The sequence below is a fragment of the bacterium genome (genome assembly GCA_030654305.1).
Classification (GTDB): domain Bacteria; phylum Krumholzibacteriota; class Krumholzibacteriia; order LZORAL124-64-63; family LZORAL124-64-63; genus PNOJ01.
In genome coordinates this window covers 1-14,247 of sequence record JAURXS010000486.1, presented here as the reverse complement: position 1 = coordinate 14,247, position 14,247 = coordinate 1, and the positions used below count along the sequence as shown (strand labels likewise).

The window sequence follows — 14,247 nt, the reverse complement described above, 5'->3', positions numbered from 1 at the left end:
GCCCCCCTGCAACGCGCTGGAGGGGACGGCCTGCAGCTCGAATTCCGTGGCGTCGATGCCGTCGAACCAGATCCCGCCGAAGAGCTCGTTGCTCTTCATGTGCGAGAGCTGGCAGAAGAGCTGCGACTGCCGCACGCGCGCGCCGACGCCCCCCCAGATCCACTCGTCCTTGCGCGCGTCGGCCATGTTCCAGACACGGCCCGCGTTGACGTTGGGCTGGATCCACTCCAGCAGCCGCGAGTCCTCGTAACGGAAGACGCGCGAGGCCGACGCGACCGCCTCGCGGCGGTCGTTGCGGGGGATGAAACCGTTGTCGGCGCGGAAGGTGGGGCTGTAGGACGAGTACTCGACGTCGAAGTTCCAGAGGCGATCGTTGTACTCGAGGCTGGAGTAGACGCCCAGCCCGTCGAAGGTCTCGCCGTCGAAGACGGCGGTGCGGGCGCCGCGGTCGAAGGTCAGGCCCTCGAGGCCCGCGGTCAGGGCCGGGTCGTCCGGCTCCTCGGTGCGCGAGGCCAGCGCCTGCCACTCGAACCGCAGCGAGGGCGTGAAGCGCACGCGGCCGTCGATGCCGCCCAGGGTGCCCGCGCCGCCGCCGTCGATGCGGCGGTCGGTGACCAGCAGGCCGACGCTGGCGCCGTCGCCGAAGGCCTGCTGGACGCGCAGGATGTTCGAGGTGCTGCGGCCGCCGGCGGCGAAGGCGCTGACGTCCTCGAACGGCAGCGTGAAGGGCGAGACCTCGTCGCGCGCGACCAGGTAGGCGACGCTCGTGCTGCCGGGCCGGCCGGTGACCTTGGCCGCGAACAGCGGGTCGTTGATGGTGCGGGTGTAGACGGCGTTGAAGAAGGTGTTGAACAGGTCGCTGCCCTCCTGGAAGAAGGGCCGCCGCTCGGGGTAGAACAGGGCCAGCGTGGTGTTGACGTCGATCTGGGCGGCGTCGGACTCGATCTGGCTGAAGTCGGGGTTGACCGTGCCCTCGACCGTGAAGCTGGAGGAGAGGTTGGCGCGCGCGCCGAGCGAGGCCTGGCCCAGGACCGGGCCGTTGTCGAAGCCGTCGCCCCGGCGCGAGCCGGCCTGCGTGAACACCTGCGACGGCAGCAGCTCGATGCCCTTGCCGGGCTCGACGCCGCGGATGCCGCGCATCGTGCCCCACTGCGAGGGCCAGCTGCTCTCGTTGCGGTCGTAGGCCGCCCAGGAGTACTGGCCGCGCACCGCGCGCGGGTGGTTGCGCCAGAAGTCGATGCGCCAGACCTGCTCGTCCCGGTCCGGGAAGCGCAGGCTCGACCAGGGGATGGCCAGCTCCACCTGCCAGCCCTCGTCGGTGACCTTGCCGGCGCTGGCGAAGACCATGTTGTAGCTCATGTCCTCGCCGCCGTTGACCGACCAGAGCAGGTCGCCCTGGACGCCCAGCGGGTTGCAGGCGATCTCGTAGGCCCAGGTCTGGTCGGCGTAGGTGTCGATGGCCGTGATGACGTAGTCGTCGCTCCAGATGTTGTCGCGCTCGCTGAGGCCGGCGCGCACCTGCGCCGGGTCGTCGCGGCAGACGTAGGCGATGTAGAGGTGGTCGTCGTCGTAGGTGACCATGGCGTGGGTGTCGACCGGCGGGCGCACCTGGTCGCCGGGGTTGTGTTCGGCGAAGTTCTCCGCGCGCGGGATCCCCTGCCAGCCCGGATCGTCGAGCGCGCCGTCGATCACGATGGGGCCGGCGGCGCGGCTCGTCTCGAGCTGGGGGTGGTAGACCGGGACGAAGGCCGCCTGCTCCGCGGCCGCGACGGTTCCCAGGGAGGTGCACAGCAGCAGGGCGGCGAGCGGGATCGTCTGGCGCATGGTCCGACCTTCTTTGGCGTGGGGCTGGGGCGCGGGAGCCCGGTTCGGCGCCTTCCTACGCGCCCGCGGGCGGGTTGTTGCGGCCCCACCCGCGGGAAGACCATGGCCTGTTGAGTGTTGGCGCGTTGGGCGTTGGCGCGACGGGGGTTCGGTGGTACGATCGCGCGCGGCGCGCACATCGCGCGCCGGCGTCCCGTAAGAACGAGGTGGGTGCGATGCGGACGATGCGACGAGGCCTGATGCTGGCCGCGATCCTGGTCGTCGGGGCCGTGGCCTGGGCGGCCGTGCAGCAGATGAGCGTGCAAGTCAGGACGGGGCAGCTCCGGGCGACCCCCTCCCACCTGGGCAAGGTGGCCGCCGCCGTCGCCTACGGCGACCGGCTGACGGTGGTCCAGAAGCAGGGCGCCTGGTACAGCGTCAAGGACGCGCGCGGCCGCACCGGCTGGATCCACGAGTCGGCCCTGACGACCAAGCGCGTGGTCCTGAAGTCCGGCGACGCCGACGTGGCCGCCGGCGCCGGCGGCGACGAGATCGCCCTGGCCGGCAAGGGCTTCAACGAGCAGGTCGAGGGCGAGTACAAGGCGCAGAACGCCGAGGCCGACTACGCCTGGGTGGACCGCATGGAGGCGATGGTCGTCACGCCCGAGCAGGCCGTGGCCTTCCTCGCCGCCGGCGAAGTCGTCGCGAAGGGAGGTGCGCAGTGAAAAAGCGCAACCTGTCCGCCCCCGCCGCCCTGCTGCTGCTCGCCGCGCTGATCGCCGGCTGCGCGTCGGTGACCAAGCTCGGCACGCAGATCGGCCAGGGCTCCGGCGCCATCACCGAGGAGCAGGCCACCTCCATCAACCGCTCCGCCGAGGCGCTGGAGAAGTCCTTCGCCGACATCACGCCGGAGCAGGAGCACTACATCGGCCGCGCCGTCGCGGCGACCATCCTGCAGACCTACCCGGCGGCCGACGAGCCGGCCGCGAACGCCTACTTGAACGAACTGGGCCAGGCGCTGGCCATGGCCTCGGACCGCCCGCAGACCTTCGGCGGCTACCACTTCCTGCTGCTGGACAGCGACGAGGTCAACGCCTTCGCCGCCCCGGGCGGCCTGGTGCTGGTGACCCGCGGGCTGGTGCGCTGCTGCGGGAGCGAGGACGCCCTGGCCGCGGTGCTGGCCCACGAGATCGGCCACGTGCAGGGCAAGCACGGGCTGCGCGCCATCAAGAAGAGCCGGCTGACCTCGGCCCTGGCCGTCCTCTCGGTCGAGGCGGCCCGCAACCTGGGCGACGAGGACCTCAAGCAGCTCACCGCGGACTTCGAGGGCAGCATCATGGACGTCACCCAGACGCTCGTGAACAGCGGCTACGCCCGCGGCCTGGAGAAGGAGGCCGACGAGGCGGCGGTCGCGATCCTCGGGCGCGTGGGCTACGACCCGCGCGCGCTGGTCATGATGCTCGTGCAGATGGGCGAGAGCGTGAAGCCGGGCGGCCCCGGCTTCGGCAAGACGCACCCCTCGCCGCAGGACCGCATCGGGGCGCTCGACCCGTCGCTGGCGAACAAGCCCGTGGTGGTCGATCCCGCGGCGCGACGGGCCCGCTTCACGCGCGCCGTCGGCGACGTCTGACCCATGGGCCGACGCCTGCGTCCGGCCCTGCTGATCGGCCTGGGCGCCGCCGCGCTGGCGGCGGCGCTCTGGTCCGTCGGCGTGCTGGACGGATGGGAGCGCGCCGCCTGGTCCTGGCGCGTCCGCGCCGCGGCCGCCCCCTCGGCCGCCACCCCGACCGTCAAGCTCATCCTGCTCGACCAGGCCAGCCTGGATTGGGGCAGCCGGGAGAACGGCTGGGCGTGGCCCTGGCCGCGCGAGGTCTACGCCCCGCTCCTCGATTTCTGCGCCCGCGGCGGCGCGCGCACCGTGGCCTTCGACGTGCTGTTCACCGAACCCTCGGTCTACGGGGTCGAGGACGACGCGGCCCTGGGCGCCGCCGCGGCGCGCGCGCCCGGCTTCGTCGGCGCGGTCTTCCTCGCGCAGGGCGACGGGGACGTCGCGAGCGGCGGCGTGGACCAGACCGGCAACGTGGACCAGACCGGCAAGGTGGACCAAACCGGCTGGGGACCCGGCGACGACGACTGGACCTGCGCCGGGCTCGACGATCCGGCGACGGCGGACCTGCGGCGGGCGCTGGCCTCCGGCGTCGCCACGGTCCCGGTCGCCGAGGCCGCCGCGGCCGGGGGCGCGCTGGCCAACGTCGCCGACGTGCCCGACCCCGACGGCGTGTACCGGCGCGCGCGCCCGCTGCGCCTGCTCGACGGCCGGCCGGTGCCGTCGCTCGGGCTGGCGGTTTACCTGATGGGCGAGGGCCGGGGCGCCGCGCTGAAGCTGGAACCGGGCCGGCTGCTGGTCGGCGACCGCGTCGTGCCCCTGGACGCCGAGGGCCGCGCGCTGCTGCGCTTCGCCGGGCCGGTGGACGTCCACGAGACCTTCAGCGCCGCCGCGATCATCCAGTCGGAGCTGCGCCTGCTCGAAGGCGGCGAACCGGTGGTCGACCCGGAGTCGCTGCGCGGCTGCGACGTGCTGTTCGGCTACAGCGCCCCCGGCCTGCTCGACCTGCGCCCGATGCCGCTGAGCCGGGTCGCGCCCGGCGTGGCGCTGCACGCCGCCGTGCTGGACGACCTGCGCGGCGACGGGTTCCTGCGCGACGCGCCGGCGGCCGCGTCCTGGCCGGCGATCGCGCTGCTGTCGGTCGTCGCGGCGGCGCTGGTGCTGGCGGGCCACAAGGCCTGGCACGGGCTGCTCGTCATCGTGGCGACGTTCCCGCTGCCGCCCCTGCTCGGGGTCGGCGGCTACGCGCTGGGCTGGTGGTTCCCGGTGGTGCCGGCGGGGGTCGCCGCGGCGGCCGCGCTGGCCGGCGGCCTGGTCTGGAACTACGCCACCGAAGGCCGGCAGCGCCGCTTCCTGAAGCAGGCCTTCCGCCACTACCTCAGCCCGCACGTCGTCGAAAGGCTCATCGCCGACCCCGGCCAGCTGCGCCTGGGCGGCGAGCGGCGCGAGCTGACGATCATGTTCTCGGACCTGGCGGGCTTCACCTCCATCAGCGAGTCCCTGGACCCGGTGGCCCTGACCGAGCTGCTCAACGACTTCCTGACGGACATGACCGACATCGTGCTCGAGGAGGGCGGCACCCTGGACAAGTACGAGGGCGACGCCATCATCGCCTTCTGGAACGCGCCGCTGGAGGTGCCCGACCACGCCGCGCGCGCCTGCCACGCCGCCTGGCGCTGCCAGCAGCAACTGGCCGCCCGGCGCGAGGAGTACCGCGCGCGCACCGGCCACGAAATGCGCATGCGCGTCGGCCTGCACACCGGACCGGTGGTCGTCGGCAACATGGGCTCGCGGCAGCGCTTCAACTACACCGTGCTCGGCGACGCGGCCAACCTGGCCTCGCGCCTGGAAGGCGCGAACAAGGCCTTCGGCACCGCGACGATGATCTCGGGCGTGACCCGCGCCGCCGCCGGCGCTACGATCGCCGTGCGCGACCTCGGCGCGGTGCGCGTGGTCGGCCGCCGCGAGCCGGTGGCCGTCTTCGAGTTGCTGGGACCGGCGACGGGGACCGGCGACGGCAGTGCCGACGCGTACCACGCCGCCCTGGCGCTCTGCCGCGCCGGCGACATGCAGGGCGCCGCCGCAGCTTTTGCCGCGCTGCCCGACGATCCCGTCGCCCGGCTCTATGCCGAGCGCTGCGGCGAGGCGGCGGCGGGCGGCGAGCCGTTCGACGGCGTCTGGAACCTGACCAGCAAGTAGGCGCCGGGAGGTGCGATGAGGATCCGATTCGCCGGCGTGCGGGGCTCGTGGCCGCGCACCGCGCCCGCCTTCGCGCGCTACGGCGGCGACACGACCTGTTTGCTGGTGGAGCCCCGCGCGGGGCCGCCCCTGTTCATCGACGCCGGCACCGGCATCACCGCCGCCGCGGAGGGGCTGCCCACGGCCGGCGGCGAGCTGCTGCTGCTGCTGACCCACGTCCACCACGACCACCTGCAGGGCCTGCCCTCGTGGGGCCCGCTCTACGAGCCGGGCCGCCGCCTGACGGTGGCGGCGCCGGGCTTCGTGCCGGCGGAGGCGGCCGTGCGCCGGCTGCTGTCGCCGCCGCTGTGGCCGCTGGACCTCGACGCGGTCGGCGCGTCGGTGTCGTTCCACACGCTGCCCGGGGAGCCGGCGTCCGACGTCCCCTTCGCCTGGGGCGGCCTGGCCGTCCGCCACCTCGCCGTCCCGCATCCGGGCGGCTGCGCGGCGTACCGGCTGGACGAGGAGGGCGGCGGGTCGTTCGTGTTCGCGACGGACCTCGAGTGGGGGGCCTGGGACGACGCCGGCCGCCGCGCCTTCGCGCGGCTCTGCCGCGAGCCGCGACCGGCGGACGCGCTGGTCATGGACGGCCAGTTCACCGAGGGCGAGATCACCGCGCGTCGCGGCTGGGGCCACAGCAGCCTCGGCGAGTGCGCGGCGGCGGCGCGGACCGGCGGCGTGGGCCGCCTGCTGACGACCCACCACTCGCCCGAGCGCGACGACGCGGCGATGGCCGCCGTCGAAGCGGCGCTGGCTGGTTTGCTGCCGGGCGCCGCCGCGGCGCGGCAGGGGCAGGTCCTCGAGCTCTGACTCCACGCACCGGGGGCGTCTCCCCGGGGGAAAGGCGAACCGTGAGCGACTCCACCTGGATCGTCGTCGAAGTCCTGGCCATGCTCACCATCTACGGCCTGGCTTCGGTCCTGACCTCGCGCCTGCGCCGCGGCAAGCGTCGCGAGCGCGGCTCCGGCTCCGCGCTGCTGCACCTGCTGCGCAGCCTGGGCGGCTGCGCCTCGCGCCCGGTGGCCGTGCTGCTGGTCACCCAGGCCGTCCTGATGCTGCTGGACTCCATGCCCGAGGCGGCGGCCTGGCTGCGGGCGCGCCCGCAGCACCTCGACGCCTGGCGGATGTTCTGGCTGGGCGTGCTCGCCGTCGAGCTGATCGAGGGCCTGGCCGTGCAGGCCTACGCCCTGCGCCGGCGCGTCTTCCCGATCCCCGACCTGCTGCTGGACATCATCCGGGCCCTGTTCGTGCTGGCCGTCGGCTTCGCGGTGATGAAGCTGCAGATGGGCATCGACATCGCGCCGCTGCTGGCCTCGACCGCCCTGCTGACCGCGGTGGTCGGCTTCGCGCTGCAGGGCGTGCTGGGCAACCTGCTGGCCGGCATGTCGCTGCACCTGGTCGGCTCGTTCCGCACCGGCCAGTGGATCAGCATCGGCGACCTCGAAGGCCACGTCGTGGGCACCAACTGGCGCGAGACCCAGGTCCGCACCCGCGCCGGCCACTACATCACCGTGCCCAACGCCAAGGTGGCCGAGGCGCTGATCCACAACATGGAACAGCCCAACCCGGTGCGCCGGCACTCGGTCAACGTGGGCGCCAGCTACGGCGACGATCCCGACAACGTGCTCGAGGCCCTGCTGGCCGCGGCCCGCAACGTGCCGGAGGTGCGGCCGAACCCGGCGCCCGCGGCGATGATCACCGGCTTCCTGGACTTCGGCATCAACTACCGGCTCGACTTCTGGACGACCCAGTTCTACAAGCACTCGCTCATCGACGGCGACGTGAACCGGATGATCTGGTACCAGTTCAAGCGCCGCGGCATCGAGATCCCCTTCCCGATGAGCGACAAGCTGCTGAACGACTTCATGACCGTGGTCAACCACCAGCGCCGCCTCGAACCCGAGGACCGCGAACTCTCGGTCCGCCTCGACGACCTGCTCGGCAGCGACCTCTGCACCAAGCTCGTGGTGGGCGCCGACGGCGGGCCGCTGCTGGACCGCGACGCCCTCGCGCGCGTCGCGCCCCTGCTGCGCCGGCTGCCGTACACGCGCGGCGAGACCGTCTTCGTCCAGGGCGAGCCGGGCGACACCTTCCACGTGGTGGTGCGCGGCCAACTCGCCGTGCGCGTCGTGAAGGACGCGGACGTCGCGGCCGAGTTCGTGCTCGGACCGGGAGCGGTGGTCGGCGAGATGAGCCTGATGACCGGCGCGCCGAGGTCGGCCACCGTCACGGTGAGCGAGAGCGCCGAGCTGCTGGAGTTCGACCTCGCCGCGTTCAGGGCGATGCTCTCGCTGCGCGACGAGATCCCCGAGGCGCTGGCGACCCTGGCCGCGTCGCGCGCCGCGCAGAACCTCGCCACGCTCGACCGCCTGTCGCAGGAGCACGACGCGGCGGCCGACGCGGTGGACGAGCACCACGGCATCCTGCGCCGCTTGCTGGCGATGATCGGGCGCTGAGCGGGATCAGTGCTGGCGGCCGCAGGCCTCGCGACGGACCGGGCAGTTGCAGACGTATCCCTCGCCGAAGGAACTGCGGTAGGTGCAGGTGACCTGCGGCACGTAGGTGACGAAGACGACTTCGCCGCCCACGAGTTCCTCGATCGGGCACAGGTACTCTGCGTCTGCCTTGACGCAGGCGTGCCCTCGATCGCAGTGGGTCGTCTTGGCAATGGTGGCGGGCGTGACTTTCACGGCCATCGTGGTCCCCTCAGGCGAAAATAGGGTATTTCCGATCTGATATTCTCCCCCATGCGCAGACTAGCACGGTTCGACCCCGCGTCGACCGATTATTGCACCTCAACGGCTCGTTTCGCCCTCCCCAACGTACCGCCCCTGCACAATTTCAACAGCAGTGCGGTAGGCCAGGCGGGTCAGTTCCGCGTGCAGCAACGGGTTCAGCGTCTCGGGCGTGTCGGTCGCCTGGTGCAGGTGCGTGTAGCTGGGCGTGGACGCGAAGTAGAGCGTCGGGACGCCCGCTTCGTGGAAGGGCTCGGCGTCGGCGCCGCCGCCGGGCCAGGTGCGCGACGTCGAGAGGCGGGCCTGCGCGGCGTCCAGGCCGCGGGCCAGGCCCCAGAGGACCGGTTGCGAGCCGCCGCCGCCGAGCTGGATGCTGTCGCCGTGGGCCACGCAGTCCAGGTTCATCATGGCGATCGTGCGTTCGAACGGCCGCGCCGGGTGCGTCACGAACCAGCGCGCGCCGTTCAGCCCCTGCTCCTCCCCCGCGAACAGGACGAACACCACCGTGCGCCGCGGCAGCACGCCGCCCTCGGCGAACGCGCGGGCCAGCGCGAGGACGGACGCGGCCCCCGACGCGTTGTCGTTGGCGCCGGGCCAGATGACCTCGCCCTGGCGACCCACGTGGTCGAGGTGGCCGCCGATCACCAGGCACTCGTCGCGCAGCTCCGGATCCGTGCCGGGCAGGATGCCGACCACGTTCGCCGTCGGGGCGGCCGGGTCGTACGCGGCGTCGACCGCGAGGCGGGCGCGGCCCGGCAGCTCGCGCGAAGCCGGCGCCTTCGCCTCGTCCACGGCCGCGACCAGGCCGGCCAGTTCGAGGAGCCCGCCGGCGCACAGGCGCGCCGCCGCCGCCGCGGTCAGCTCGGCCTGCGGCAGGTCGCCCACCTGCTCGCCGGGACCGTGCAGGACGCTGGCGATCGCGGGCTGCGGCCGTGTGGCCACCGGGTGCGGGATCAGCAGCAGGCCCACCGCGCCGTGGTCGCGCGCCGCGCGCGACTTGGGCCGCGGCAGGTGGACGTCGCCCCAGCCCTCGCCGTCGGCCGGCTCCCACTTGGGCGCCGGCTTGATCGCCAGCACGATCTTGCCGCGCACGTCCAGGCCGGCGTAGTCGTCGTGGCCCCGCCCGGGCAGCGACAGGCCGTAGCCGACGAAGGCCACGGGCGCGTCCGCGACGCCGCTGCCGGTGAACCCGCGGCAGGCGAAGTCGCTGCCGAGGGCGAGCGGTTCGGCGACGCCGTCGGCGCCGACCAGCGTCAGCTCGCAGCTGCGGATCTGGTTCAGCTCCATCGTCAGGCGCTGCGACCAGCCGTCGTCGCCGCCCGCCTCCAGACCCAGGGCGGCGAACCGGTCGCTGCAGTAGCGCATCGCCTCGTCGTAGCCGGCCGTGCCCGGCAGGCGGCCGCCCAGCTCCGGCGCGCACAGCGCGCGCACGTCGGCCATCAGTCCTTCCTGCGTGATCGACGCGGCGCCGGGGTCGGCTTCGTGGGCGCCGGCGACGCCGGCGGCGAGCAGGATCAGCAGCGGGGCGAGGGCTCTCATGGTGCGTCCCTTCAGATCGAGAAGTATTCGGCGCCGGGGTGGTGGAAGACCAGCGCGCTGGTGCTCTGCTCGGGTTCCAGTTGGCATTCCTCGCTCAGGCGGATGCCGATGCGCTCCCAGTCCAGCATCTCCCGCAGCAGGCGCTGGTGCTCCAGGTCGGGGCAGGCCGGGTAGCCGAAGCTGAAGCGCCGGCCGCGGTAGCGGCCCTTGACCAGGTCGGCGGGATCGGCGGCGTCGTCCCCGTCGACGCCCAGCTCGCGGCGCAGGGCGCGGTGCTGGAACTCGGCCAGGGCCTCGGCGGTCTCGACGGCGAAGCCGTGGGCGAGCAGGTACTCGCGGTAGTCGTCGGCCTGCAGCAGGGCGCGGCAGCGCTCGGTGGCCGCCTCGCCCACGGTCACGACCATCACGCCCAGCACGTCGCGCTCCGGGCCGAGCGGCCGCACGTAGTCGGTCAGGCAGCGGCCCGGCGTCGCGGCCTGGCGCGGGAAGGAGAAGCGCCAGCGCGGCTGCGCGTCGTCGGGAGCCGCCCAGACCAACAGGTCGTCTCCTTCGGACGCGCAGGGAAACCAGCCGTGGATCGCGGCCGGCTGCAGCCAGCCGTTCTGCAACGCGTCCAGGCGCAAGCGTGCGAGGGCCGGTTCGATCTCCTCGCGCTGCAGGGCGGCGTAGCCCGCCGCGTCCAGGCCGGCCCGCGTGTAGCCCCAGCGGCCCTTGACCAGGGCGGCGCGGTTCAGCAGCGTCCAGACCTCCTCGAGGTCGAAGCCGGTCGTGACGCGCGTGCCCCAGAAGGGCGGCTGCGGGAGGCGCGCGACGGGAGCGAGCGGCGAACCAGGGCCGGGCGACACGATCGCGAGGGCGTCCGAGTTCCCATCATCGTCCGCTGCAACGTCCTCGCGCACCGGCGCCGGCGGCGCCTCGCCGCGGCTGATGGCGCCGACCAGGCGCAGGCCGTCGAAGGCGTCGCGGGCGTAGTAGACGGGACCCTTGTAGAGCCGGCGCAGGTCGCGCTCCACGTAGAGCCGCGTCAGGGCCGCGCCGCCCAGGATCACCGGCAGGTCGAGCCCGGCCTCGTTGAAGGCGTCGAGGTTGTCGCGCATGACCAGGGTCGACTTCACCAGCAGGCCGCTCATCCCCACCGCGGCGGGCCGGTCGCGCCGCACCGCCTCGATCAGCTGCTCGACGGGGACCTTGATGCCCAGGTTGTCGACCGTGTAGCCGTTGTTGGTCAGGATGATGTCCACGAGGTTCTTGCCGATGTCGTGGACGTCGCCCTTGACGGTCGCGATCACGAAGCGGCCGCGGCTCGCGTCGGCGCTGCGCGACATGTGCGGCTCGAGGTGGCGCACGGCCGCCTTCATCGTCTCGGCGCTGCGCAGCACGAAGGGCAGCTGCAGGCGGCCCGAGCCGAACAGGTCGCCGACCTCCTGCATGGCCGGCAGCAGCAGGTCGTTGATGATCGCCAGCGGCTCGCGAGTGGTCAGCGCCTCGTCCAGGTCCGCCTCCAGCCCCTGGGGCCGGCCGGACACGATGCGGCGGTGCAGGCGCTGCTCCACCGGCAGGTCCTCGGAAGGGGCGGCTTCCGGCGCGACGCCGTCGCTGGCCAGCAGGACCTCGAGCGGGTCGCCGGCGGCGCGGTCGTCGTCGATGAGCCGGCCGCAGGCGTCCCAGAGGGCGGCCGGCACGTCGTCGGCGCCCAGGACCTTGCCGGCGTGCAGGATGGCGGCGTCGAGGCCCGCGTCCAGGGCGCGGCGCAGGAAGGCCGAGGTGAGCACGCGCCGCACGCGGGGCTGCAGGCCGAAGCTGACGTTGCTCACGCCCAGCAGCGTGCGGGCGCCGGGGATGCCGCCCTTGATCAGCCGCAGGCCCTTGAGCGTGTCCAGGGCGCTGCGCCGCGAGTCCTCGTCGCCGCTGCCGAGGGTGAAGGTCAGCGGGTCGATGAGCATGTCCTGCGGGCCGAGCCCGTACTCCGCCGCCAGCGCCGTCAGGCGGCGGGCGACGGCCAGCTTGCGCGCCGGTTCGCGGGCCATGCCCTGCTCGTCGATGCACAGGGCGACGACCGCGGCGCCGAAGCGGCGGCACAGCTCGAGCACGTCCCGCGCGCGGCGCTCGCCGTCCTCGAGGTTGATGGAGTTGACGATGCAGCGCCCGCCCAGGCGCTTCAGGGCGGCCTCGATGGCCGGCGGCTCGGTCGAGTCGATCATCACCGGGATCTGCGCCTCGACGTTCAAGCGCGGCATCAGGGCCGCGACGTCGGCGGCCTCGTCGCGCCCCACGAAGGCGAGGCAGACGTCCAGGACGTGGGCCCCCTCGTCCTGCTGCGCGCGCGCCATCGCCACGAGGCCCTCGACGTCGCCGGCGGCCTGCCGCTCGCGGAAGGCCTTCGAGCCGTTGGCGTTGGTGCGCTCGCCGATCAGCAGGGGGCGCGGCGACTGCGCCATCGGCACGGCCTGGTAGAGGCTCGACAGGGCCTCCAGCGGCTCGACGTCGCGGCGCGGCGCGGCCCGTCCTCCCAGCCGAGCGATCAGGGCGGCCAAGTGGCGCGGCTCGGTGCCGCAGCAGCCGCCGACGACGCCGACGCCGAACTCCTCGACGAACCGCACCAGCGTGTCGGTGAAGTGCTCCGGCGTCAGGTCGTAGACCATGCGGCCGTCGTCGTTGCGGGGCAGGCCGGCGTTGGGCAGCACGCTCACCGGCACCGGGCTGTGGCGGCAGAGCGTGCGCACGTGGTCGCGCATGGCGTCGGGGCCGGTGGCGCAGTTCAGGCCGATCGTGTCGGGGCGCAGGGGCAGCAGGGCGGCCAGCGCGGCCAGGGTGTCGGTGCCCAGCAACATGGTGCCGGTGGTCTCGACGGTGATCTGCACGCCGACCGGCAGGCGGACGCGGCGGCGAGCGCTGACCCGTCGCACGGCGTCCAGGGCGGCGCGCAGCTGCAGCAGGTCCTGGCAGGTTTCCACCAGCAACAGGTCGCAGCCGCCCGCGATCAGGCCGTCGACCAGGGGTTCGTAGGCGGCGGCGAGGTCATCGAAGCCGATGTGGCCGAGGCTGGGCAGCTTCGTGCCGGGGCCGATCGAGCCGGCGACGAAGCGCGGGCGGCCCGGCGCGGCGTGGTCGTTGGCGACGCGGCGCGCGATGCGGGCGGCGGCCTCGGCCAGGCGGCGGGTCTCGGCGCCCAGGCCGTACTCGTCGAGCACGACGGAGAAGGCGCCGAAGGTGTTGGTCTCGACCGCGTCGCAGCCGGCGGCCAGGAAGGAGTCGTGGATGTCGGCGATCAGGTCGGGGCGCGTCAGGCTGAGCCACTCGTTGCAGCCGTCGTGGCCCTGGAAATCGTCGGGGTCCGGCGCCCGGAACTGGATGCCGGTGCCCATGCCCCCGTCGAAGACGAGCACGCGCTCGCGCAGCGATTTCAGGTAGCCCATCCGCCCTACTCCCGTGTTTGATGCCGGCCCGGGGTGCGGCCGCGGCCGCGCTCTGCTATCATCCCCCCGGTCGACTCCACATGTTAACCAGGATCGGGGCCCATGAACATAGCCGAAGCGCTCGCCACCCGCCGCGACCCCTTCTTCAGCTTCGAACTGACGCCGCCGGAGCGCGGCGCCGGCATCGAGGACGTGCACCGGGCCGTCGAGCTGCTGAAACCCTACCGCCCCCTGTTCGTCGACGTGACCAACCACGCCGCCGACAGCTGGTTCGAGGAGGGGCCCGACGGCACCTTCAACCGGCACATCACCCGCAAGCGCCCCGGCACGCTGGGCCTGTGCGCGGCCATCAAGTGGCGCCACGACATCGAGACGGTCCCCCACCTGCTCTGCCACGGCTTCACCTGCGAGGAGACCGAGGACGCCCTGATCGAGCTGTCGTTCCTGGGGATCCGCAACCTGCTGGCCGTCCGCGGCGACCAGACCGACTGGCGGGCCGTGCGCCCCGGCGCCCGCAACGAGCACGCCCTGGACATCGTGCGCCAGGTGACGGAGATGAACGCCGGCCGCTACCTGCACCGCATGACCGGCGCCTCGCCCACGGACTTCTGCGTCGGGGTGGCCGGCTACCCCGAGAAGCACTTCGAGGCGCCGAGCGCGGCCTACGACCTGCAGCACCTCAAGGCCAAGGTCGACGCCGGCGCGGGCTACGTCATCACCCAGATGTTCTTCGACAACGCCGCCTACTTCGACTTCGTGTCGCGCTGCCGCGCGGCGGGCATCGGCGTGCCGATCATCCCCGGGCTGAAGGTGGTCGGCCGCAAGGGCCTGCTCACGAACATCCCCCGCCACTTCCACGTCGACCTGCCCGACGCGCTCATCGACGCCGTGCAGCACGCGCGCGGCGCCG

Annotated in this window: 10 protein-coding genes; 6 read left to right on the top strand and 4 right to left on the bottom strand. The window is 73.3% G+C overall.

Going from position 1 to position 14,247, the window contains the following annotated elements:
• A partial coding sequence (locus Q7W29_13950) for a sugar-binding protein (protein ID MDO9172924.1) occupies positions 1-1,824 on the bottom strand: 1,824 nt, incomplete at its 3' end.
• A gap of 239 nt (positions 1,825-2,063) precedes the next feature.
• Here Q7W29_13950 and Q7W29_13945 point away from each other — a divergent pair.
• Genes Q7W29_13945 through Q7W29_13925 form a run of 5 tightly spaced genes read left to right on the top strand, consistent with a single transcriptional unit; the run spans position 2,064 to position 8,103 of the window.
• Positions 2,064-2,528, top strand: coding sequence for an SH3 domain-containing protein (locus Q7W29_13945; protein ID MDO9172923.1), 465 nt, complete (start codon positions 2,064-2,066; stop codon positions 2,526-2,528).
• On the top strand, positions 2,525-3,433 hold the full coding sequence (locus Q7W29_13940; protein ID MDO9172922.1) for a M48 family metallopeptidase: 909 nt from the start codon (positions 2,525-2,527) through the stop codon (positions 3,431-3,433). The genes Q7W29_13945 and Q7W29_13940 overlap by 4 nt, the downstream gene beginning before the upstream one ends.
• A 3-nt stretch (positions 3,434-3,436) precedes the next feature.
• A complete protein-coding gene (locus Q7W29_13935; protein MDO9172921.1) occupies positions 3,437-5,608 on the top strand; it encodes an adenylate/guanylate cyclase domain-containing protein in 2,172 nt (723 codons plus the stop codon).
• A 15-nt stretch (positions 5,609-5,623) separates the two neighbouring features.
• Positions 5,624-6,457, top strand: a complete 834-nt coding sequence (locus Q7W29_13930; protein MDO9172920.1) for an MBL fold metallo-hydrolase — start codon at positions 5,624-5,626, stop codon at positions 6,455-6,457.
• A 41-nt stretch (positions 6,458-6,498) separates the two neighbouring features.
• A complete protein-coding gene (locus tag Q7W29_13925; protein ID MDO9172919.1) occupies positions 6,499-8,103 on the top strand; it encodes a mechanosensitive ion channel family protein in 1,605 nt (534 codons plus the stop codon).
• A 6-nt stretch (positions 8,104-8,109) separates the two neighbouring features.
• On the opposite strand, the gene Q7W29_13920 is transcribed toward Q7W29_13925, so the two are convergent.
• The 3 genes from Q7W29_13920 to metH form a co-directional block, all read right to left on the bottom strand.
• Positions 8,110-8,343, bottom strand: a complete 234-nt coding sequence (locus Q7W29_13920) for a hypothetical protein (protein ID MDO9172918.1) — start codon at positions 8,341-8,343, stop codon at positions 8,110-8,112.
• 99 nt (positions 8,344-8,442) lie between these two features.
• The gene (locus tag Q7W29_13915; protein MDO9172917.1) at positions 8,443-9,921 is read right to left on the bottom strand and encodes a M20/M25/M40 family metallo-hydrolase; all 1,479 of its coding nucleotides are present in this window, start codon (positions 9,919-9,921) and stop codon (positions 8,443-8,445) included.
• Between the two features lie 11 nt (positions 9,922-9,932).
• Entirely contained in the window at positions 9,933-13,337 is a 3,405-nt protein-coding gene (gene metH, locus Q7W29_13910; GenBank protein ID MDO9172916.1) for a methionine synthase, read from the bottom strand.
• Between the two features lie 102 nt (positions 13,338-13,439).
• Between metH and Q7W29_13905 the strand changes: the two genes are divergently transcribed.
• Positions 13,440-14,247, top strand: an 808-nt coding sequence (locus Q7W29_13905) for a methylenetetrahydrofolate reductase (protein ID MDO9172915.1), incomplete at its 3' end; no start/stop codon positions are given.